Raw genomic sequence first — 20,023 nt, 5'->3', positions numbered from 1 at the left:
ACTAACGTCAAGATTCAGGAGGCAGACCCATGGGTGATGCGGAAATAGACGAGGAAGAAGGCGGGCTACCCGCGGCCGAGGGGGGCGGTGGTACGTCTCCCATTATCAAATGGCTTCTTTATGTGGCGGGAGCCATTTTCGGAATTATCATCGTCGCGATCATAGCGATGGTAGTCGCGAAACAAACGGCGACGAGCACTTTCAAACAGATGAAGAACGTCGCTTTGGTAAAACCTCCTCCTCCGCTCGCGAACTACAACTTCACGGAAGAATTTCGGATTAACACTTCGGACAAAGGCGAGGCGCACTTCGTAAAGATGAAACTCGCGTTCGGAATCGCGAAGGAAGATCAGACCTTATCCGCGGAACTCGCGGAAAGAAACGCGCAGATGCGCGACTTGATCAACCTGATCGTGGGAAGAAAGTCCAAGGACGAACTCATCAACATCGAGGATCAATTGGATCTTCGGGAAGAGATCAAGGCTCAGGTGAATCACATTCTTACCGAAGGAAAAATTCAGGAAGTTTACTTCACGGAATTTATCGTCAACTGATGAAAAAAATTCTCGGTGTGATTCCGGCGCGTTATGCGAGCTCCCGTTTTCCGGGTAAACCTCTCGCTAAGATCGGAGATAAAACGATGATAGAATGGACGTATCGGAACGCCTCCCGGTCGACCACTCTATCCGAGTTGGTCGTCGCGACGGACGACGAAAGAATCCACGATGTCGTATTAGCATTCGGCGGTAAAAGCGTCATGACGAGCGCGGATCATCCTTCCGGAACCGATCGAATCATCGAAGTTGCCGAAAAGTTTCCCGAATTTAGCGTGATCGTAAATATCCAAGGAGACGAGCCCGGAATCGAGCCCGAGTTGATCGACGGGGTGGCAAGCCTCAAAGCTTCTCATCCGGAATGGACGATGAGTACGGCGGCTGTTCCGATGTTGGACCCTTTTCATGGAACCGATCACCATCGGGTCAAAGTCATTTTTGATCAGAACGGAAAGGCCATCTACTTTTCCAGATCTCTCATTCCGAGTCAGTTCAAAGCGACCGTTCCTCTCTATCGTCATATAGGAATTTACGGATACGATCGGGATTTTCTGTTGAAATACAATTCTTTGCCGAAGAGCAATTTGGAAGAATCCGAATCTCTCGAACAACTGAGGGCGATCGAAGCGGGTTACGGGATCGGCGTATTTCTGGCAAAAGAAGCGGGACTTTCCGTGGACACGCCCGCGGATTTGGAGATCGTAATCGAGGATTTTAAAAAACGAAAGTGGGTTACTTAAGAGCTTCTTGCAGAGAATTGTGGATTAACACGAAGTCGGTTAATCCGACGATGTCCATCACCTTTCTGAAATGTTCGTTCAGACCGGCGAACTCGATTTTTCCTTTTGTTTCCGACGCTCTTGTAATGAGACTGATGAGAGTCGCGATTCCCGCCGAATTGATGTATGAAGTTCCCTGAAAGTTGAGAATCACTCTATTTCTTTTTTCTGCGGGAATGGATTCGTATTTTCCAACGATTTCCTCATCCGCTTCCGAAGTGATTTCTCCTTCGATATGGATGATGGGAACTGACACGGAAAGATCTACGAAAATTTTGAAGTCGTCGGACATAAGAAATCTATCAACTAAAAATCGCTAAATTCCATTAAAGTCAATCGAATTACGCATAATTTCCGAGTTCGATTTCGGACAATTGGTCAAATTGTCGCCCGCATTTTTTACAATAAAATTTAACTGCTCGGGGTTTGGAGGAAATCCCAAAAAGGATTAAAAAGATTCCGAGTTTGGTATATGTTTTTTCTTCGCGAGAGTTGGGAGAGGTTCTGCTGATTCCGCAGTCTTCGCCGCAAGGCGGCAGTGTTTTGGATTGATTCACAAGAATAACATGGATTGAAGGTTTAAAAAATTCCAGTCGAAAAAGGGAAGAAGGGCCGGAAAACGAACGCTTCCCGACCCGAAGAAAATCTTAGTTTTGAGAAAGGTGAACTACGTATTTTGCAAGTAGTTTCAGATTCTCATCACCTAAGAACTTGTAAGCGACCATCGGACTTCCGGCAATCCCGTTGTTCAGAGTTTTTAGAACTCCGGCTTCCGTATTTCCGTTTTTCCACTGTCCGGCCGGAGCCTTATAGTTACGAGGTTTCGGATTGAGACTTGCCGCAGCGGCTCCGTCCCCAGCTCCTTTTTCACCGTGACAGGAAGCGCAGTTTTGTAAAAAGATTTCCTGTCCTTTTTGAAGTTCGGGGCTGAGAGCGGAAGCGGTTTCGGTCGCGGCAGGTGCGGAAGTTTCGGCCGGTTTTTCGGACTTATCTCCACAGTTCAAAAACAGAACCAGAGAGGTAAGAGCGATCACGATGGAAATGATCATATTTTTGGAGTTCATCGAAAATCACCTCTATTTATTGCGAACCAGCTTATCGTACGAGGAAATTTCACGATAGGATTTTTTTGTCAGGCAAATGTCACGAGACTTGATTTTTCTCAAGTTCCGAAAAATCCAATTACGCCGGGTGGAAGATGAAACCCGTTCCGGATTCTTCTTTTTGAAAGCGTACGGGAAGATCGATCTTTACGGATTCGGTTACAGGAACACCGGAAACTTCTCCCTCCAAGATTCCCATCGTTTTGATTCCTTCCTCAAGTTCCACAACCGCTAATACGTACGGCGCTCTTTTTGCAAGATGACCGAAACCTACGTGAACCACGGTATAGGTGTAGATTTTTCCGAGTCCGCTGAACCGGGTTTCGGAAATCTTGGAACTCCCGCACTGCGTACAGGCGACCAAAGGTTCGGTCATTTGAAAACCGCAGGAATCGCACTTCTTTCCTTTCAAAATTTCTAATATAGTTCCGGACATTTTAAACCCTCTGAAGAATGGGAATACGGCCCGCTTTTGATTGCACTTCTTTTTTTAATTTGTCTTTTCAGGCAAATCCGGTTTCGTAAGGTAAGAATTCACGGCGAGGTCTAAAAAAGACCGGACGTAGGATCGGATTTATCGGGTGCGAAATGTTTGAAATGACGAATTTGATTCTTTTCTGTAAGGCGATTACGATCGCACAACTGAGTTTTTTGATTCTTAACTTTTTAGTGAGAATGAAGGCGACAACCCAAGGGATTTTCGGAAGTTTATTTTTATCCAGTTTGATCGCGTATTTTATCTGTCCGATGCTACGTCACTCGGAGGCGAATCCGGCCGTATTTCTACTCGTTCACGTCGGCTGCTATTCGGTTTCCTTCTTTTTTTACCTTTTCGTTTCGAGTTTGTTTGTGGATCGCTTTCGTCCGAGTTTTCTGCACGGAGTATCGTTTCTTTTGATCAATGCGTTCTGTTTTTACGTGTTCGTTTTTTCGAAAACGTATTATGAAACTTCGATTTTTTCCAAAATTCTTTTTAGCGCGCCTCAGTTGATATTTTTGACGCTTCTTCTATTGGCGTTGGGAAACGTATTAAAAGATAAGAATATTGATTTGATCGAATCCAGAAGGGAATTCCGGGTTCTTTTCGTTTTCGTAACCGGCTCGTACGCGATCTCCGTCGTTTTGATCGAATTGATTCTCAAATACTCCGACTATTCCGCGGAGCTGGATTTAGTGAATTCGTTCTTGATCATGATCCTTGTTTTTTTCTTTTCCTTTAAACTTTTCGAATTTCGGGAAAACACGTTTTTGATTCCGGATCGAAAAAAAGAAGAACCTTTGGACGAGGTTTTATTCAAAAAATTGAATTCACTTTTGGAAGAGGAAAAGATATATCTCATGGAGAATCTGACGATTTTGAAGCTGGCTCAAAAAATCGGAGTTTCCGAAAAGAAAATCCGCAGGTTGATCAACCAAGGTCTCGACTATAGAAATTTCAACGAATTCTTAAATCATTATCGAATCCGGGAAGCGAAGGCGATCTTATCGGACCAGACAAAGAACGACATTCCCGTTTTACGGATCGCGATGGATCTCGGTTACGGTTCTTTGGCGCCTTTCAATCGCGCGTTTAAGGAAATTGCCGGAACCACACCTTCCGATTTTAGAAAGCAGGTTCCGCAACTGAAACGATAAGAAAGAAACCGAAGAAGCGCAGATCCGCTTGGAATCCGATTTCGTTCTTAACGTTCGTTTTTTCGAAACACGTTTTTCGATCGATCGGATCGGCGTTTTTAATTCGCTCCGAGTTCGATTTCCTCCGAAACACCCGCATCTTTTTCTTCGGTGATCTTGTTAAAGGTTTTCTCATATTCCGGATGAATCGTTCCGAATATCTCGTCCCAGATCGTCGTATAGAGTCCGAAATTGTAACGAAAGAATTGGTGATGCATATCGTGATTCGTGTTCGTGTTGATATATTTCAGGATTCGATTGGAAAGAAACCAGCGGGGAAACATTTCGTAACCGCTGTGTCCCAATACGTTTCTGACGATCTGAAACGTCATCGAAATCAATAAAGCCAATGTATGAACGGGAAACAGCGAAACGACGATCGGCAGAATCAGCGCGTGTATGAACGCTTCTCCCGGACTAAACGAATAAGCGGTCCAAGGAGAAGGCGTAACCGATTCGTGATGAACCTTATGAAATGCCTTGAAGAGCAGACGAGTGTGCATCAAACGGTGAGTCCAGTAAAAGTAAAAGTCTTGGATCACCAAAATGAGAAGAGCGCTGAAAAACAAATAACTCCATCCGTGTTCTTGGATGTTGTCATAAAATCGGAAATAACCGAATTTTCGAAAAAATAAAACGGTAAGAGTTACCGCCGTATAAACCGTAACTGAGGAAATCGAATAGAGGAATTCTTTTCGAAACTGAGACGGTTGCGCTTGTTTAGCCTGAATCTTTCTGTTTTGAAAGGGATGTTTCCATACATACAGAACTACGAAGGCGACGCCCGCAAACACGAAGTAGCGGAGAAAATCGATGAGAAAGACTTTCGGTATGTGTGGAAGTAACTCGACCGCGGTTTGAATCCATTGAGATTGTTCGTTCATTGTTTTTTCCTTTCGTTCGGGTTTTTCTCCGAACTTTCGGAAATAGTAAAACGCATTTCCGGCTTCTTTTCTTATCGAATCCGGACAAAAGCCGATCGAAGCCGGATTCGATCAGTCTTTTCGGATTAAAAAGCCGTAGTGAAAGGGAGTTAAGCCGATCGGCCTTGGGGAATCGATTCGGAAGCGCGCCGATTTTGCCCAGAGAACCATATCTTCCGGTTCGGGACTTTAAGAACCGAAAGAAAATCGAAAAGAAGATTTGCGAAAACCGAGAACATTCAAAAACGATAGAATACGCCCGCGCTGACCGATTCCGAATTTTTATTTTTCAGAACTTCGATTAGAAAGTTCGCTCTTCCGAAGGTAAATTCCATACCGAAGGTTCCGTACCAGTTTGTATGATCGATGGAAAGATTCCGTTCCAAGCTTAGGAAAGCGAGAGTAGGGTTGGTTAAAAAATCTTCCCGATTGTTTGCGGAAGAAAGAGCGACGTTTCGATCCACTTGAATGTTCAACGTCCCGCGGTTGTACATCGCGCCCAAACCGCCGTAAAGAGTGAAAAAGCCGATCGACTCCGCGTAACGAACGTCCAAGGTCGCCGAATAAATATTAGAATTGTATGTTAGATCGTTGATTCCGATCCACTTTCTTCTTTGACCGCCGAGATTGATATTTGTCGGTTTACGATCGTAAGAATGAAGACTTACCGTCTGCAACGATTGATACAAACCGAACCCGAACGAAAGTCCGCCCTTTGTTTCCTCTCCGAAAGAATTCTTCGCTTCCGCAAACGGGAAAAAACGAAGATTCAGACCGGAGTTCGCCACTTTGCCGTGCAGATCCGTTTTTCTGAGTTTTAAAAAAGGAACGTTTTGTTCGGAAAGTTGATACGGAAAATAATGAAAGTGAAGATCCCATTTGGATAAAAACGGACTCGGTTTGTCAAAGAGCGAGCCCAGGTTGACTCCGAAACTGATCGAAGGAGAAGCCGCGATTCCCTGCTTCGGAAGCTCCCGAAGTTCCGAGTTCTCAAACAGATAATTCCGCGGACTTAGGTTGGTTCTCGCGATCGAATAACCGATTCCGATTCTCCCTTGATCGAGTTTGTTCCCGCCTAACAAAGATGAGTTGATGTTCTGCAGGACGGCCGCTTCTCCCATCGAAAGAAGGAATTCCTTCGTATAAACCGCGTCCAAGGCCGGATCGACGAGATTTGCTCCCAACGTGATTTCCGCCGGGATGGAAGCGCATTCTACGCCGACACAAACCGCCTCGGAAAATACGGATTTTGCGGACGAGAATACGATCAAAGATAGCAGTATTAAGAATGCGTAACGTTTCAAGTTAGGAACAGCTTGTAAAAACCGGATTCTTAGGAAAGCGTTTTACGTTAAGAAGAATAAACGGAATTGTTTGGAAAAAGAAAGAACTAGATTTCGTGATACAAAAGCGTTCGAAATGCGCAGCGAGCCGTTCAAACAACGCGGAGAACAAAATCAGGATTGCTCGAGATTCTTCTCTCCGCGTGTTTCCATCTTACATTCCGATCGCGGCGCCGCCGTCGACTCTCAAATAAGTTCCGGTGATGTAATTGGACTGATCGCTTAGGAAAAATTTCACCGCGTTTGCGATCTCTTGTTGTGTTCCCGGTCTACGAAGAGGAATGAACATCGGATCGGTGAGTTTCTTTTGAACTTCTTCCGGAAGGGAGGCGGTCATATCGGTTTGAACGTAACCCGGACAAACCGCGTTTACGAGAACGTTTCTTCCCGCAAATTCTCTCGCGGCAACTTTCGTAAGAGCGATCACTCCCGCTTTGGAAGAGGAGTAGTTCGCTTGTCCCGGTTGTCCCGTAAGTCCCGAAACGGAGGAGATGTTTACGATTCTTCCGGACTCGGCTTTGAGAAGAAGTTTGGACGCATACTTGGTCATCAAGAAAACTCCCTTCAAGTTTACGTCGAGAACGAAGTCGAATTCCTGCTCGGACATTCTCATGAAAAGATTGTCCTTCAATACTCCGGCGTTGTTCACGAGAAAGTCGAGTTTTCCGAATTTATCTTTTACACCGGCGATGACCGCGTCGCAGTCGTCCGGTTTGGTGACGTTGCAGGGAATTCCCAACGTTTTTACGCCGAATTCTTTCGCGATATCGGCGGCCGCTTGTTCGATATGTTCTTTGTTTAAGTCGACGACTACTATGTCGCCTCCTTCTTTTGCGATTGTATTTGCGATCGCTCTTCCGAGACCGCGCGGAGACGCCGCTCCGGTAACGAGTGCTACTTTCCCTTCGAATTGTTTAGACATGATTTCCCTCGCGTCGAGTTTCTAATTGGCTTTCCATTTCCGCGGGAGAAATAGAATTGCCAAGTAAAAACTTTCTCTCGAATTTCCTTTGCCTTTTCAAATTGCAACGGTAGACTCGTTAGATGAACATTCTTTCATTTCGTTTTTGGAGAATTTAGACATGCAATCTTCTTACAATCGCCCTTTGGAGATGGTCGGCCCGATCGAAGCAGTTCATTTGCCCGGTAATCCGGACGCTTTCACTGTGATTTTGTTTCACGGTTACGGAGCGAACGCGTACGATCTTTCTCCTCTCAGCGCCTATTTGGATCTTCCCGACGGAACGAATTGGCTTTTCCCCAACGGCGTGTTGGAGATTCCTGTAATGCCCGGTTATAACGGAAGGGCTTGGTTCCCGATCGACATGGAAGCTTTACAACGAGCGATGATGACCGGCGGGTATCGCGATTTTTCGGATCGTTATCCGGCAGGTTTGGAAAGCGCTCGCGAGAAGGCCGTCGAGATGATCCGCAGTTTAGGAGTCTCTATGGACAAGGTGATCCTTGGAGGTTTCAGTCAAGGTGCGATGCTCGCAACGGACATAGCGCTTCATTCCGAAATTTCTCCGGCAGGTTTGCTGATTCTTTCGGGGACGTTGATCAGTGAAACGGATTGGAAGCGCCTTGCGGAAAAAAAGAAGGACTATAAGTTTTTTCAAAGTCACGGAAGAATGGATCCGGTCCTCGGTTATCCCGCCGCAAAAAAACTCGAACAACTGTTAATCGGAGCCGGATGGAAAGGGGAAATGATCGCTTTTCCGGGTGGACATGAAATTCCAGAGATCGTACTTAGGGGTATGAACCTGTATCTCAGGAACATCACCGGATGACGAAACTTGTAGAGAAATACATCGCTTTAAAAAACAAATATCGAAATTACGATACCAAAGAAGCCCTCAAACGAATGCAGGCCTTTCGTATTGCGCTGAAAGAACTCGAAGACAAGGGCTTTCATACGGGCGTGGAAATCTTGGGATCGATCAATTTCGGAATCGTGGAAACCGCTTCCGATATCGATTGTATTCTCCTTCATTTTTGCGATCTTCATAAAGAAACGGAATGTCCCGAATATTGTCCTAATTTTCTCTACGAAACCGAAGAAATCAAAGCCTCTCTTTGCAAACGTCTGAAAGACGATCACCTCAAAGTCGAATTCTTGGATTGTATCAATCTAAGAATGGTGGAGAAGGCGATGGAACAGAAGGACACGTTGAAGGACAGCGATCTTCTCAAACGCCTGATGTTCTACAGAACGATCGGAAGACCGGTCAATCGTCCTTTGTTTATACCGTATTGCGAAAAGCTGGAAGAAAACGAAGAATACATCCAAGACATTTTGGATTGGGGTTCGGAAGCGCTCGCGGATTATCTGAGAACTTCGCGTCATCGATTTTCGTTCAGCAAATACAACGAACGGATCGAGAGTTCCGGCCTTCAACTTCCTCCCGGACTCAAAGAAGAATTGAAAAGTTATCTCGACGAGGTTCCGGAAAGCGGATGAGAATCGGACTGAGGGGAATCCCCGCGAATTTCTTATGGGAAAATACTATATCGGAGATACGACGATTCCGTCGTAAAATTTTTCGAACCCTGCGGCGCGAGCGACGTGCTGAGTTTTTCCCGGATTTTTGGCGGCGGGAAAACTCAATCTCGGTCTCTACGGATCGCGAGCGTTATCGGAGAATCATATTTTTTGCAAGTAAAAAGCCTCATTCTTGTCGGAACATTCGGAAAAATTTGGAAACGGTTCGGAATACGGTTTCCGTTTTTTGAATAGAATGATACGCTTTTAAGTCGAGTATCTTATGAATCATCAACCCGATCACACCGACTTATCCGGCAAAAAAACTTCCTTACTCAATCCGCAACGAATCGTCTTCGATGTTTTCTCCCGTCTCGTTCTTCTTCTTGTATTGGTTCCGGTTCTTCTCTGGAGCAAACCGCAGGGAGAATTCACCTTGGACGGAAAATTCAAATATTATAACGTCGGATTACAGGATCAGTTCACCTATCTTGAGATCAACGGACAAATCGAAAACCTTTCCGGCAAGGATTATTCCGAAGCGTTCTTTACGATGAACATTTACGATAAGGAAGACAATCTTTTGGAATCTTGTCAGTTTGCGATCCAAGGTTTGCCTGCCGGACACAAACGGGATTTTTACGCGAGCGCCAAGTTCGTGGATATGAAGCTGATCAAACGTTTTACGATCGAATTCGAAGGCAGTAACTAAAAAAGGGATATAAGAGTTTACTTATGAACAAGAATCAATTTTTTCTCGCGTTACTTTTGGTTTTCACCTTAAACTGCGGTTCCACCGTTCATCCGGGACAGATCGGATTATTCTGGAAGCCGTTCGGAATCACGGACGTTGGACTCAGCAAAGATCCCGTGTTGAACGGATTTTACTGGCTTCTTCCCTGGAACGATATTTATACCTATTCCACGCAATGGGATTCTCATAAGGAGAAGGTCGACGTTTTGACGAACGACGACTTGAAGATAGACGTCCAGGCTGTGATCATTCTCCGTCCGATCCGCGATGAAATCTATCAGCTTCACGTGGAAGTGGGACCGGAATATTATAGAAGTATTGTGCAGCCCGAGTTCCGCGCTTCCATTCGGAACGTAGTTTCGCATCACCAGATGATTCAGATTTCTAAGAACAGCGCGGTGTTGGCCCGCGACATTAAAACCGCGGTTGTGGAACGGACCAAAGGAAAACATATCGAAGTGTTCGACGTGATTCTGGACGACATCGAATATTCACCGAATATGCTGCACGCGATCGAGGCGAAGCTGACCAAACAACAGGAACTCGAACAACAGAAATACGAACTTGAGATCGCGGAAAAAAATATCGAGATCGCCAAAAAAAAAGCGAGAGCCGATGCGGAGGCACAGTTGATCCGCGCCGACGCACAGGCGAAATCTCAGGCGATCATCAACGACAAACTGACGACCAAATATCTTCAGTACAAATCTTTTGAAAGTCCCAATTCTAAATTGATATTCGTTCCGCAAGGAAAAGACAATCTTCCGATCGTGGTCAATCCGAAGGAGTGACGATCGCAGTCGGCGCAAAATTCTTTTTAAACGATCTCGTCGCAGCCGATCCAAAATGAAAGAAATTTCTCCGATCATCTTGGATCGCGTTGAACCCTCGCCACGCAGCGATTTTTTTAGGCGGGTTTCCTGTTTCAGTGTAGCGCAACCAAAGAATGGAATTCAGCGTCGTCTCGAAAGTTGTCGAAGTCGCTGTCTTGAAAATCCTTTTTGGGTTTTCCTAAACTGAGCGCCAATTTCGTATAACGCAGAAGATTGTCCTTCTTCTTCTCCAGAGAATTCAAACACGCGAGATTGAATGCGAGTCTCGCGTCCTGAATGTCCGAAGGCAAAAGATCCTCCAGCAAAGGAAGATATTTTCCTCCGCCGTATTTCGCGATAAAGACGATGATGTCGCCGGAAAAGTATTCGGCGGTGTTATACGAAGTTCCGGTTTCGTTTCCTTTCAACGTGGAATTACGGCTGATTCCGAGAGTCTGATAAATTTCGTTGTAGCAATGAAGCACCCATCCCGCGAGGTCCGGTTTGTTTTCGCGTAAAAAACGGTTCAATGCGGCGGAACTCATCTGCATCCCGAGGTTCATCAAAGTCATTTCCTCCTCGTCGCTGGAGGCTTTATCCTTATATTCAAGAATCTTGTTGAATTCCCTTTGATACCGTTCCTTGTTTTCCTGAAAGTTCGCCGCGAGCCGATTGATGCTTTTTTCGATCGAACTTTTCCAAACCCAAGGATAATCTTCTAAAACGTCGCCTGTGATGTCGTCGAGAATCTCCTGTTCGCTTTCCGAAATCTCCTTGACCGGTTTTCCTTTTTCGTCCGCGGAAAAAAGACTTTTGATAAACTCGCTTTTAATCTCTTTTTCGGAAGAATGATAAGCGACTTCCGCTTCCTCGTCGTGATAATGCGAATAAGCGACGTATAACCCTTCTTCGTCGCGGGGAAGTTTTTGAAACTCTTTTCCGTTGACGATCGAGATCAGATTTTCGACCGAAAGATACGCTAAGATGTCACGGGTGATCGCGTAGTCGTCCTCTAAGATTCCGATAACTTCGTCTCCGTTCAATTCCTCGATAAAGGTCGTTCCTAAAACGGTCTTATAAAAGGAAGTGAAGTCTAAAATGTATTCGATTTCGTTCGCGCCTTCCGACATCGCTTCGTCGTAGTCGATCCCCGAATGCCAGTCGAAACCGAGAACGATGATTTCTCCCGCGTCGTCCCAATACGTATCGATGACGAGAATATTTTCTTTGACGGAATTTTGGAGAGACTTGACCCAATCGGAAATCGTATTATGAATCCAGGACGAGAGGGAATGCCAATCATACTCTAACAAACGTTTGGCGATGATCGGGTGATTTTCGGAAAGGGCCACGGCTTTTTTCGCCATGAACTCTTGAAACTTATTCGTGAGAACCGGTCCGCCGGAAAGAGAAAGATCTTTTTCGAGATCGTATCCTCGGATGTTCAAGATCCAGGAACCGATCTCCCGCAGAATAAAACCGCCCATTCCGAAACGGACGATTTCCCCTTCCATCTCGCAGGATCCGTGATAGACGCTCGCGATCGCGGGTTCTCCGAGTTTATTTTTGATAAAGGGATGAAAGACATACCAATTTTGGCTTTCGTCGAATGCTCCGAAACTTTGAACGTCTCCGTAATCTTTTTCCACGACGACCAAGGGATTGATCCACCAATCGTCTCCTTCTTCTAAAATCTCTTCTTCCCAACCCCCGTCTCCGACGATGCGGGCAGGTCTGTTTTCTCCGTAAGCGCTGACTCCTTGTATGGAAAGCGTTGCAAAGTCGTCGTTGTCATGATGAAAGCCTACGCCGTTGAAGTTGGAAACGAACTTCGCTAAAGAATACGGAACGGAAGAATGAATATTTCCGAGATACGGCGCGTTCCATCGGATATGAACGGCGGTTTCCTCGTCGTGATGCCAAGGAAGAGTAAACACGAACTGATCGTTTTCGATGTAGATTTGATCGATCTTGGAAACGATCTTATCCAGAAGTTCTTTGCATTCTTCCGTTTCCGTTAAGAATTGAAAGTGGGAACGGAGCGCTTCTTTGGGTTCGGAGGCGTTTACGATAGACTTCCAGGTTTCGAGATAATTCGCTTTTCCGGTCAGAGTTTTAAAGGAAGGAATTTGATCCGACTCTTGGAATCCGAGTTTCGTTTTTTGATCGATGAGTTTTTGAAATTCTTTCAGACATTGGTCTCGCGTGTTGAAATTGCGGATGGAACGTTTACCCACAAAGCCGGTTTTACCGGAGGAAAGAACCAGAGAAAGACCGGAGACTTCGATTTGCCAGAAAACGGACGAACCGTTTTCGGTATGAAGAAAGTGTTTTTTCATGATAGAACCAAATTCTTTTTATGATAAGAGTGACTGAAACAGTATAACTCATTCGCTTGAAAATGCCTTAGCAGGTTATATTCTGAAATGAAGTGAATTATATTTCCAGAATATTCTTAAAGGAACGATAGATTCTTAGATTGCCGAAAGCGTCTCCGCCTAAATGGAAACCGATCAGCTTGCGGTTTTTGCGATCGCTTGCACCGGATCGGAAACGTGTCGAATGTCCATGCCTGTGTTGAGACGAACCAACTCTTCCGCGATGTTGACTGCGTAGTCTCCGGTTCGTTCCAAACAAAGAATCAATCGATAAACGTCCGCGAATTGATTCTTATCCAGTCTCGGGTCCATTACGAACTTTAAGAACGCGGATTGACAGAGATTGTTGATCTCTTCTTCCACGGAATGAACGCTTCCGTAAAAACGGTTTTTTTCCTCAACCAAGGATTCCACCGCCATTCCTACGATCGTAATGACTCTGGATAAGAGTTTGTTGAGAATTTCCTCGTCGCAGAAGAAACGTTTCGGGATCAGACCTCTTCGAAAACATTTGGCGCAGTTTACGATCTGATCTCCCATTCTTTCCAAGTTTCTCGTGATCCGAATTGCGGAAAGAGCAAAGCGGAGAGGGTCCCGTTTTAAAACGACTTCTCCGTCCACTTGATCCATTCCCATGGAATTGCGGTTTGCAACGGCTTCCAAGATCGCGTTCTGGGAAAGGTTGTCGTTTTGTTTTTCTAGGTTGTCGATCAGGTCGTCCCGGTCGATTAGCTTTCTTGCAAGTTCTCCGTCGTCTTGTTCCAATGCGTCGTCCAGCAGCAACACCTGTTCCAGACATAGCTCGGCCATGCTGTAGAGGTTTTTACGAAGGAAGTCGAACTTGGAGGACATAAGGACTCGTGAACAAAAGATTAAGTAAAAAGAATCGTTCTTAAAAAACCGCTTTGGTCAAGAAGATTTTCTTTTGAGCAAAATCTTGTCTCCGATTTCCTGAATCTTGGAAGCGGGGATCTTGTTTCGTTCTTTGGAAAGTGGATTGAGGGAAGTTTTTACGATGATAAATTCGAGTTTTCCGTTTTTGGAAATCACTTCCTCCACGATTCCGTTTTCGGAACCGTCGCTGTTCAACACTTTGAGTCCTTTGTATTTTTCGAACGGAATCGTGTTGAGTAGAATCGCGTCCACACCGAGGGTTTTGACGTAATCGATTCCGATAAACAGATCTGGTTTCATGAAACCCTGATCGATCGTAATCCCGGTGATCTTTTTTTCCGTACGATCGATGTGAAGTTTGACGACGACTCCGAGGACTTGGCCTTCGGGATCGAGAGCTTCCTTCCCGAGAATATCGTCCGAAGTGATGTTATCTTCGTTTTGCATGATCTTTTTTTAATATGATATTCTTGACCGAAGTTTCGATGTCTTCGGGATAAAATTCCGTTTTGGAGGAGAATGGAAATTTCCGAACCCAGAAGCGGATCAGTTTGACCGTTCCAGGAGCGACTTGTACGGAAGAAACCGAGCCGAGAAAGCGCGCGTTCTTATCGTAGACTCGTTTTCCCAAAAGATTGCTCGGCGGATCGATTTTGAGCAGAAGTCTTTCTTTGGAATCGGATTTGAGATGTTCCCGGGAAAAATAAACTCTGCGAAAACCCTTGAGTACTATGATGCCGGAAAGATTTCCGGAGAGAAAACGAAGGTCGATCAGTCTTCCCGAGTTTTCTCCCGATTTTGAAATTACGTTCCTTCCGAGACAGGCCCAAAAACTTTTCGAGTCCTTGAGCTCCTTCTCCTTGTCCGCAAATACGATCATTGATTCCAGAATTTTAGGGAATTCTAAAGAATCCAATTCTTTTTGCGTCGGTTTAAAGCGACATCGCGTTTCAGATGACGCCGGATTTATGGAGAATCTGCCAGAGTAGACAAGCGAAACTTCCGTATTGTACGATAAATCCCGTAAAACGAACGTTGACCGCAAGCGCTGAACCGGAACTGAGATGTGCGAGAGTTTGAACGATTCTTGCTCCTAAAACGATTTTGCTGACGAGTATGAACGTTTCGTCGATCATTCCCGCAAAAACTCCGATCAAAACCAACACTCCGAATATGGGAAGATTTTCGATACAATTCACGTGAGCCCGATTGAGTCTCCAATAGAAATCGCTTCCGTGCTGGATTCCCGAAGGAAACTCGTTCGATTTTTTTTCTCCCATTAAGACCTTGATCGATCGTATGCTTACGACCCAAATTCCGAGGATCAGCGTCCAAGCGACAAAACCCAATAATGCGATGACTGAAGGATTCATTCCATTCTCCATTGGTTGTTTTTCCGGTGAATGGAATCAGTATGCGTTCGGAAGGCAAGCCGATTTCTAAAGAGATCCTATCGATTCCTCCGTAAATCTCCAGTGTTCGGGAAGGCGCGAAAGCGGTTTGCCTGCGAATAGAGATTTCGCAGAGCCGATTTTCGGTTTAGCGTTTTTCGATTTTATTTAAGATTTCCTCTTTTTTATCCGCAGATTCGATTCCGCCGATCGCGCTCATTTCGAATTCTCCGGTGCGATGGAAAACGCTTAAGAATAGTATAAAATTCTGATTTTCCGGATCGGATTCCTCCGAGAGAGAGGATCGATAGGCGGGATAAATCGGGGATTTGGAAAGTCCGATTCCGTAATAGAGAATATGAAGTTCCAAAGAATCTTCGTAGTTTGCCGGTAGGACTTCGATCGTTTTCGTTTCCACGTTTCCTTTATACGTTTCCAAAACCTCGTAACGATAGATTCTTCTTTCGAAATCGGGGATTTTGTTTTTCGGTTTGGTTTGGATTCCGAGTTCCTTTAAAAGACGGGAATCGATTTTGACCTTTCGCACGGAGTAAGGAGGATCGGAGACGCGAACCAAAACGATATGCGAAGAGCCGCGGATCAATTCGTCAAGGTCGATCGTTTCGTAGTGAACTTGGCTCATACAAAAAAAAGGCAACGGGAGATAGATTAGAATTTTAGAAAGAATCCGTTTCATATCGATCCGTCCGCCGTATATTCGAAAGTCTTAAATCTGATTTTGCATAAAAGTCCTTATTTTAAAAGAAAAATATGGCTTGAAACCTTCGTTTTTCGGATATTATTGTTAAGTGAAGTTCTGTCGATTTAGATGGAATCTTTTTTTGAGCTTTGTCGGGAAGAACGAAAGGAAGGATTTGAAAATGGATCGTTTGCAATCGAAGTCCGCTTCTTATAAGAAGTTCTATCTCATTCTTTTGTGCGGTATTATACTGTTCGCTACGGGTTGTAAAAAAGAAGAAGCGTTTGACCAGACACAGCTCTTAATGATGACTTGGTGCGCGCAAACGGCGTATGCTCCGCCCCAACCGGTGACCGCGAACGAAATCAAACTCTTTCCCTCCGGTTCGATTGTCGCCGCTTATAGCCGATCCGCCTCTTACGAAACCAACTCCAAGGAAGAAGTGACGCTCGCGTTCAGCGTGAACGGTTCTAATTTTTCGAACCGAACTCCCGCTTCTCCGCTTAAGGGCGGTTATACGTTCGGTTATTCGTTTCAATCCGAAGCCGCGATGTATGCGACAAACGGTGAAACCGTGACGTATAAAACTTCGGACTCGGGAGCGAGTTGGTCTCCGATGAAATTCGAATCTTCCTATTTCGGTCCTATTTATCTCGGTCCAAAATTGACCGGATATTATAGAGCGGTTTTGTTTGCCGATTCTTTGAACGGAATTCGAAGAGGCTCTTTTTATACCGCGAGTTACGGCTCGGAGAATTTTCTGGATCGGACTACGGACGGCGGAGAATCCTGGATTCGGTATTCGATCGATCAGCAAACCGCCGTCTACGATCTTGTTATGTTTTCCGCTTCGAATATTTTATACACCGCTTCGAATTCTGGTTCGAAAATGAGCGTGTATCGTTCGACCGACGGCGGCGCGAATTTTAATGCGACAAACGCTCCGACTTCGTATCGATCCAAACTTTTCTTTTTGGATTCTTTGAACGGTTGGGTGGCCGCCGCGAACTCTTTGGGAAAAACGACGGACGGCGGGGTTACTTGGACGACGGTGACGCATAACTTGACCGGCGGAAGTTTTTTGAAAGTAAAGTTTTTGAGCTCGAACGACGGTTACGCTCTATACGGTTTGGATTATTCTCTCACGAAACTGTATAAAACAACCGACGGCGGCGCGAATTGGACTTTGATTCCTCTTTCGTTCGCTATCTCCGGTGTCGACGGAACGTTTGACGCGGTTATCGGAAAAATCGCGGTTTCTCATCAAAACAAATTATACGTTTCCGCAAACGAGTTCGGCGCATTCTCCGCGCTTGATCCAGGACTTGCGAAACATTCATACGCGTATTCGAACGCGGTCGGGAATATGGCTTGTATACCGTATTCTCTTTAGGATAACGGAATATTCCAAGTTTTGAATCTATTTCGGATTCTTTTCTTGGAATCCCGCTTCGAGTTTTAGTCTCCGTCCGCGTTGGATGGGAGGGCGTTCGCTCCTAAGATTCCGATGATTTCGGTCGCGGTCGTCGTTCTGAGATCGCGGAATCTCTGATAGATTTCCGTATTCACAAAACTTAAATTTCCCGTAAGATCAGCTTTAAGCGTGGAAGATGCGTTGATTCTTCCTTGAATGGCGGCTTTGAGCGCGGCGATCTTCGTTTTCACGCGTGCGTCCAACGCGCTGCTTTGAAATTGAACGAGATAACTGAGAGATCTCGCGTCGTTGTCGCCCGTGTTTCCGTAATATACGAGTTCGAAACCTTCCACGGAAGAAAGCAAATCCTGATAGGAAGTATCGCTGTAGATCGATTCCAGCTTTGCGGGGAATTGGGTCGTGCCGGTCAAAGTCAATCCGGCCGGAACGCCGACGCGAACGTCCTGATTCACGTATTCCAATTGAACGATTCCGTTGATAAACGAATCGACCGCGTCTTTGATTCCGCCGAACGATCCGGTTCCGGTCGCTAATTCTCCCGCAAAGTTTCCCGAAGCAGTGTTCCAAGAATTGTAGAGACGTTGTGCATCCATTTGAATGACGCTTGCGAGAGATACGATGTAAGCTCTTCTTCCCGCGCTTCCCATATTTGCTGTGTTGATGTTCGCGATCGTATCGGTCGCGTCGTGAACTCCGTCACCGTTATCAAAGATGAAGTATTCCAATGCGGGAAATCCTTTTCTTGTCAAGGGATACGAATCCACGGTGCTCGTACTCGGACTAGTTCCCGCCGCCGTGTTCAGATCGTTGGCGACGGGGCGATTCGTTTCTCCCAAGATATAACCGTCCAATCGATGAAAGTAATTGGATGCAAGGTAGGAACGGTTGATGTAAAAGATCTCGTTTTGTTTGAAGATTCTCCGTGCGGCGAGCCACTTGGTTTGCAAATCCGCGAGAGTCGTTGTGCTTGGCGCTAAATCGTAAGCTAACGCACTCGCCTTCAACTGATTGGCCGCAGCCAAAAGTTTGCCGAACTGCGGCACCGCGACTTGATTGGCCGTATAGTTGAGAAATTCTCCCGTGCTTGCATTGGAGAATAAGGCGATCAATAGCGTTTCGGTGCCGGTGATTTTGCCCAGGTCTTCGCAACGGATTCCGGGAAGAACGATCGATAAAGAAAGGACAAGAATTTTGAATTTTCGAGCGAGTTTGACTTTTGACGCGAAAATATCAGTATATTCTAAAATTCTCATAAAGACTCCAGGAACAGAATCAGTTTGTCCCGATCCGATTTCGGAAGATTTCTGAATTTATTTCTGGAGGAAAGCGCTTCTCCCCCGTGCCAGAGGATCGCTTCCTTATGACCTCGCGCGCGTCCGTCGTGCAGAAGGTTGTTGTGCCCGTTTACCTTTTGAACGAGTCCCGTTCCCCAAAGAGGAGGAGTTCTCCATTCGGTTCCGGTCGCTTCGAAATCTTCGCGGTTATCCGCTAAGTCCGTTCCCATATCGTGAAGCAGAAGATCCGTATACGGTTTGATGTGTTGGAAGGAAATTTCGGGGAACCCTTCCACGTATCCGGTGAGGATATAAGGTTTATGACAAGAGTTGCATCCGATTTCGGAAAATATTTCTTTCCCGCGAACGACATCGGCGTGGGTCCAGTTTCTTCTTCCGGGAACGCTTACGAGTTTCGTATAAAGAGTCACGAGATTCGCCGTTCTTGTGGAAATCTCCGTTCCTTCCGCGGTTCCGTTATTGCCGGGCGTGGACGCCGCGCAGTTCGTCTGCGTTGTCGCGCAGTTTTGGTTCGGAAAGAGGGGACTTGTGATTCCTATATCTCCGAGAAACGCGCCTTGGTTTTGCTGAAAGAGGTTCGGCTCGTTCGCTTTCCATCCGAATCTTCCGAGAGTTTTTGTCTGCAGTTTCGCGTCCCAGACAATATTCGGTTTTCCTGATATACCGTCTCCGTCCGAATCGTTTTCATCCGCGAAAGAACGGATCGTGGATTCGGGGATCGCTTCCAAAAGTCCGAGTCCGGGAATCATGGGAGAAGTTCGCGGGGATTGGTTTACGACGGGAGGAGTTCCGAAGTTCCAAGCGGAGATTGTGAACGTAGGTCTTCTTAGAGAATACGCTTCTCCATCGGGGAAGGTTCCGGGTTCTTCGGCAAACGTTACGGTCGTTGTCGCTTCGCCCGGTACGAGGGGCGGGCCCGCGACTCCGCGGTCGTTGATCTGCAAACCGTAATTATCGAGTCCGACCGGACCGCCCGTGATCGGATCTTTTCCGTTTTTGCTGACTCGGATCAACATCGTCGCGAACGTACTGCTTCCGCTTGCGGGCGGAGTTCCTCTTCCGTCTTTCACGTGACAACCGTTGCAGGAGGTGCTGTTGAAGACCGGGCCGAGTCCGTCGGATGCGGAGTTGCCGCCTTGTACCCAAATACGATTGAAGAACGAATTCCCGCCTTGAAAATCGATGTTCCCGCCGTCGCGCAGATTGGCCGCTACGAGATCGAATGCGTTTACGGTCGTATCGAACGTGGTGGTTAATCCGCCTGAGTATTGTTCGCCCGGATCCGCGTTCTGAAGATACAATAGGATCGCCGCCATCTCCAGATCGTGATTCTTTTTTTTCTGATCGAAGATTCCGTTGTTACACTGCGCGAATAAACCGAATAGGATTCCGATCAGGAATCCTATTTTTATTTTAGAAACGATTGAAACCCGAAAAGAAGAAACTTCTTCCTTTCTTATTAAATTTTTGTTTTTCATAACCATTCATCATCTTTATATTTTATTT

23 protein-coding genes are annotated in these 20,023 nt (G+C 45.9%); 8 read left to right on the top strand and 15 right to left on the bottom strand.

The genetic code is table 11. The features are described from left to right. Nucleotides 1-29 precede the first annotated feature (29 nt). Both LFX17_RS15310 and kdsB read left to right on the top strand, forming a co-directional pair. On the top strand, nt 30-554 hold the full coding sequence (locus LFX17_RS15310) for a flagellar basal body-associated FliL family protein (RefSeq protein ID WP_010573664.1): 525 nt from the start codon (nt 30-32) through the stop codon (nt 552-554). After that, nucleotides 554-1,294, top strand: a complete 741-nt coding sequence (gene kdsB / locus LFX17_RS15305) for a 3-deoxy-manno-octulosonate cytidylyltransferase (RefSeq protein WP_238747252.1) — start codon at nt 554-556, stop codon at nt 1,292-1,294. The genes LFX17_RS15310 and kdsB overlap by 1 nt, the downstream gene beginning before the upstream one ends. Here kdsB and LFX17_RS15300 read toward each other — a convergent pair. The 4 genes from LFX17_RS15300 to LFX17_RS15285 all read right to left on the bottom strand — a co-directional run bounded on the left by LFX17_RS15300 (nt 1,287) and on the right by LFX17_RS15285 (nt 2,872). After that, nucleotides 1,287-1,625, bottom strand: coding sequence for an STAS domain-containing protein (locus tag LFX17_RS15300; protein WP_118955053.1), 339 nt, complete (start codon nt 1,623-1,625; stop codon nt 1,287-1,289). The genes kdsB and LFX17_RS15300 overlap by 8 nt on opposite strands. Nucleotides 1,626-1,674: 49 nt before the next feature. Next, a complete protein-coding gene (locus tag LFX17_RS15295) occupies nt 1,675-1,890 on the bottom strand; it encodes a hypothetical protein (RefSeq protein WP_238730978.1) in 216 nt (71 codons plus the stop codon). A gap of 90 nt (nt 1,891-1,980) precedes the next feature. Beyond that, entirely contained in the window at nt 1,981-2,397 is a 417-nt protein-coding gene (locus LFX17_RS15290) for a c-type cytochrome (RefSeq protein ID WP_238730977.1), read from the bottom strand. 118 nt (nt 2,398-2,515) lie between these two features. Beyond that, nucleotides 2,516-2,872 (bottom strand): Zn-ribbon domain-containing OB-fold protein, encoded by a 357-nt coding sequence (locus tag LFX17_RS15285; RefSeq protein WP_238731623.1) that lies wholly within the window; start codon nt 2,870-2,872, stop codon nt 2,516-2,518. A 152-nt stretch (nt 2,873-3,024) separates the two neighbouring features. On the opposite strand from LFX17_RS15285, the gene LFX17_RS15280 reads away from it, so the two are divergent. Further along, the gene (locus tag LFX17_RS15280) at nt 3,025-4,071 is read left to right on the top strand and encodes an AraC family transcriptional regulator (RefSeq protein WP_238747251.1); all 1,047 of its coding nucleotides are present in this window, start codon (nt 3,025-3,027) and stop codon (nt 4,069-4,071) included. Nucleotides 4,072-4,169: 98 nt separating this feature from the next. Here the strand turns inward: LFX17_RS15280 and LFX17_RS15275 are convergent, their stop codons facing one another. The 3 genes from LFX17_RS15275 to LFX17_RS15265 form a co-directional block, all read right to left on the bottom strand. After that, nucleotides 4,170-4,994, bottom strand: a complete 825-nt coding sequence (locus LFX17_RS15275; RefSeq protein WP_238747250.1) for a sterol desaturase family protein — start codon at nt 4,992-4,994, stop codon at nt 4,170-4,172. A 278-nt stretch (nt 4,995-5,272) separates the two neighbouring features. Then, on the bottom strand, nt 5,273-6,337 hold the full coding sequence (locus LFX17_RS15270) for an Lsa36 family surface (lipo)protein (RefSeq protein ID WP_238747249.1): 1,065 nt from the start codon (nt 6,335-6,337) through the stop codon (nt 5,273-5,275). Between the two features lie 193 nt (nt 6,338-6,530). Continuing rightward, nucleotides 6,531-7,298: a beta-ketoacyl-ACP reductase gene (locus LFX17_RS15265; RefSeq protein ID WP_238730973.1), complete on the bottom strand. Its 768-nt coding sequence runs from the start codon at nt 7,296-7,298 to the stop codon at nt 6,531-6,533. Between the two features lie 160 nt (nt 7,299-7,458). On the opposite strand from LFX17_RS15265, the gene LFX17_RS15260 reads away from it, so the two are divergent. From LFX17_RS15260 to LFX17_RS15245, 4 genes are all read left to right on the top strand, one after another. Next, nucleotides 7,459-8,166 (top strand): alpha/beta hydrolase, encoded by a 708-nt coding sequence (locus LFX17_RS15260; RefSeq protein WP_238730972.1) that lies wholly within the window; start codon nt 7,459-7,461, stop codon nt 8,164-8,166. Further along, nucleotides 8,163-8,837 (top strand): hypothetical protein, encoded by a 675-nt coding sequence (locus LFX17_RS15255; protein ID WP_238730971.1) that lies wholly within the window; start codon nt 8,163-8,165, stop codon nt 8,835-8,837. The genes LFX17_RS15260 and LFX17_RS15255 overlap by 4 nt, the downstream gene beginning before the upstream one ends. Nucleotides 8,838-9,141: 304 nt before the next feature. Beyond that, nucleotides 9,142-9,570 carry an FxLYD domain-containing protein gene (locus LFX17_RS15250; RefSeq protein WP_238747248.1) on the top strand — a complete coding sequence of 143 codons (429 nt, stop codon included), beginning with the start codon at nt 9,142-9,144 and terminating at the stop codon, nt 9,568-9,570. Between the two features lie 23 nt (nt 9,571-9,593). Continuing rightward, nucleotides 9,594-10,403: a prohibitin family protein gene (locus tag LFX17_RS15245; protein WP_238730969.1), complete on the top strand. Its 810-nt coding sequence runs from the start codon at nt 9,594-9,596 to the stop codon at nt 10,401-10,403. A 134-nt stretch (nt 10,404-10,537) separates the two neighbouring features. On the opposite strand, the gene LFX17_RS15240 is transcribed toward LFX17_RS15245, so the two are convergent. The 6 genes from LFX17_RS15240 to LFX17_RS15215 all read right to left on the bottom strand — a co-directional run bounded on the left by LFX17_RS15240 (nt 10,538) and on the right by LFX17_RS15215 (nt 15,784). Then, complete coding sequence (locus LFX17_RS15240) at nt 10,538-12,763, bottom strand: WGR domain-containing protein (RefSeq protein WP_238747247.1); 2,226 nt, start codon at nt 12,761-12,763, stop codon at nt 10,538-10,540. Between the two features lie 174 nt (nt 12,764-12,937). Further along, the gene (locus LFX17_RS15235) at nt 12,938-13,654 is read right to left on the bottom strand and encodes a phosphate signaling complex PhoU family protein (protein WP_118955070.1); all 717 of its coding nucleotides are present in this window, start codon (nt 13,652-13,654) and stop codon (nt 12,938-12,940) included. Between the two features lie 57 nt (nt 13,655-13,711). Beyond that, nucleotides 13,712-14,143, bottom strand: coding sequence for a PRC-barrel domain-containing protein (locus tag LFX17_RS15230; protein WP_238730967.1), 432 nt, complete (start codon nt 14,141-14,143; stop codon nt 13,712-13,714). Further along, nucleotides 14,127-14,576 carry a hypothetical protein gene (locus LFX17_RS15225; protein ID WP_238747246.1) on the bottom strand — a complete coding sequence of 150 codons (450 nt, stop codon included), beginning with the start codon at nt 14,574-14,576 and terminating at the stop codon, nt 14,127-14,129. Before LFX17_RS15225 ends, LFX17_RS15230 begins: the two co-directional genes overlap by 17 nt. Nucleotides 14,577-14,646: 70 nt before the next feature. Further along, nucleotides 14,647-15,069, bottom strand: coding sequence for an MAPEG family protein (locus LFX17_RS15220; RefSeq protein WP_238747245.1), 423 nt, complete (start codon nt 15,067-15,069; stop codon nt 14,647-14,649). A 166-nt stretch (nt 15,070-15,235) separates the two neighbouring features. Next, nucleotides 15,236-15,784: a hypothetical protein gene (locus LFX17_RS15215; RefSeq protein WP_238747244.1), complete on the bottom strand. Its 549-nt coding sequence runs from the start codon at nt 15,782-15,784 to the stop codon at nt 15,236-15,238. 307 nt (nt 15,785-16,091) lie between these two features. On the opposite strand from LFX17_RS15215, the gene LFX17_RS15210 reads away from it, so the two are divergent. Next, nucleotides 16,092-17,180, top strand: a complete 1,089-nt coding sequence (locus LFX17_RS15210; RefSeq protein WP_238747810.1) for a WD40/YVTN/BNR-like repeat-containing protein — start codon at nt 16,092-16,094, stop codon at nt 17,178-17,180. Nucleotides 17,181-17,245: 65 nt separating this feature from the next. On the opposite strand, the gene LFX17_RS15205 is transcribed toward LFX17_RS15210, so the two are convergent. Further along, the gene (locus LFX17_RS15205) at nt 17,246-18,475 is read right to left on the bottom strand and encodes an imelysin family protein (RefSeq protein WP_238747243.1); all 1,230 of its coding nucleotides are present in this window, start codon (nt 18,473-18,475) and stop codon (nt 17,246-17,248) included. After that, nucleotides 18,472-19,995 (bottom strand): di-heme oxidoreductase family protein, encoded by a 1,524-nt coding sequence (locus LFX17_RS15200; RefSeq protein WP_238747242.1) that lies wholly within the window; start codon nt 19,993-19,995, stop codon nt 18,472-18,474. Before LFX17_RS15200 ends, LFX17_RS15205 begins: the two co-directional genes overlap by 4 nt. Nucleotides 19,996-20,023: the final 28 nt, after the last annotated feature.

Source organism: Leptospira sanjuanensis (genome assembly GCF_022267375.1).
GTDB lineage: Bacteria > Spirochaetota > Leptospiria > Leptospirales > Leptospiraceae > Leptospira > Leptospira sanjuanensis.
The sequence above is the reverse complement of the archived record's forward strand: the minus strand, read 5'-3'. Positions and strand labels throughout refer to the sequence as shown.

Excerpts from the sequence above, each read along its gene's own strand:
- LFX17_RS15250 (WP_238747248.1), top strand. The coding sequence starts at position 9,142 with ATGAATCATCAACCCGATCACACCGACTTATCCGGCAAAAAAACTTCC.
- LFX17_RS15255 (WP_238730971.1), top strand. The coding sequence starts at position 8,163 with ATGACGAAACTTGTAGAGAAATACATCGCTTTAAAAAACAAATATCGA.
- LFX17_RS15230 (WP_238730967.1), bottom strand. The coding sequence starts at position 14,143 with ATGCAAAACGAAGATAACATCACTTCGGACGATATTCTCGGGAAGGAA.
- LFX17_RS15280 (WP_238747251.1), top strand. The coding sequence starts at position 3,025 with ATGTTTGAAATGACGAATTTGATTCTTTTCTGTAAGGCGATTACGATC.
- LFX17_RS15200 (WP_238747242.1), bottom strand. The coding sequence starts at position 19,995 with ATGAAAAACAAAAATTTAATAAGAAAGGAAGAAGTTTCTTCTTTTCGG.
- LFX17_RS15265 (WP_238730973.1), bottom strand. The coding sequence starts at position 7,298 with ATGTCTAAACAATTCGAAGGGAAAGTAGCACTCGTTACCGGAGCGGCG.
- LFX17_RS15300 (WP_118955053.1), bottom strand. The coding sequence starts at position 1,625 with ATGTCCGACGACTTCAAAATTTTCGTAGATCTTTCCGTGTCAGTTCCC.
- LFX17_RS15260 (WP_238730972.1), top strand. The coding sequence starts at position 7,459 with ATGCAATCTTCTTACAATCGCCCTTTGGAGATGGTCGGCCCGATCGAA.
- LFX17_RS15235 (WP_118955070.1), bottom strand. The coding sequence starts at position 13,654 with ATGTCCTCCAAGTTCGACTTCCTTCGTAAAAACCTCTACAGCATGGCC.
- LFX17_RS15310 (WP_010573664.1), top strand. The coding sequence starts at position 30 with ATGGGTGATGCGGAAATAGACGAGGAAGAAGGCGGGCTACCCGCGGCC.
- LFX17_RS15225 (WP_238747246.1), bottom strand. The coding sequence starts at position 14,576 with ATGATCGTATTTGCGGACAAGGAGAAGGAGCTCAAGGACTCGAAAAGT.
- LFX17_RS15210 (WP_238747810.1), top strand. The coding sequence starts at position 16,092 with ATGATGACTTGGTGCGCGCAAACGGCGTATGCTCCGCCCCAACCGGTG.
- LFX17_RS15215 (WP_238747244.1), bottom strand. The coding sequence starts at position 15,784 with ATGAAACGGATTCTTTCTAAAATTCTAATCTATCTCCCGTTGCCTTTT.
- LFX17_RS15245 (WP_238730969.1), top strand. The coding sequence starts at position 9,594 with ATGAACAAGAATCAATTTTTTCTCGCGTTACTTTTGGTTTTCACCTTA.
- LFX17_RS15220 (WP_238747245.1), bottom strand. The coding sequence starts at position 15,069 with ATGAATCCTTCAGTCATCGCATTATTGGGTTTTGTCGCTTGGACGCTG.
- kdsB (WP_238747252.1), top strand. The coding sequence starts at position 554 with ATGAAAAAAATTCTCGGTGTGATTCCGGCGCGTTATGCGAGCTCCCGT.
- LFX17_RS15240 (WP_238747247.1), bottom strand. The coding sequence starts at position 12,763 with ATGAAAAAACACTTTCTTCATACCGAAAACGGTTCGTCCGTTTTCTGG.
- LFX17_RS15275 (WP_238747250.1), bottom strand. The coding sequence starts at position 4,994 with ATGAACGAACAATCTCAATGGATTCAAACCGCGGTCGAGTTACTTCCA.
- LFX17_RS15290 (WP_238730977.1), bottom strand. The coding sequence starts at position 2,397 with ATGAACTCCAAAAATATGATCATTTCCATCGTGATCGCTCTTACCTCT.
- LFX17_RS15205 (WP_238747243.1), bottom strand. The coding sequence starts at position 18,475 with ATGAGAATTTTAGAATATACTGATATTTTCGCGTCAAAAGTCAAACTC.
- LFX17_RS15285 (WP_238731623.1), bottom strand. The coding sequence starts at position 2,872 with ATGTCCGGAACTATATTAGAAATTTTGAAAGGAAAGAAGTGCGATTCC.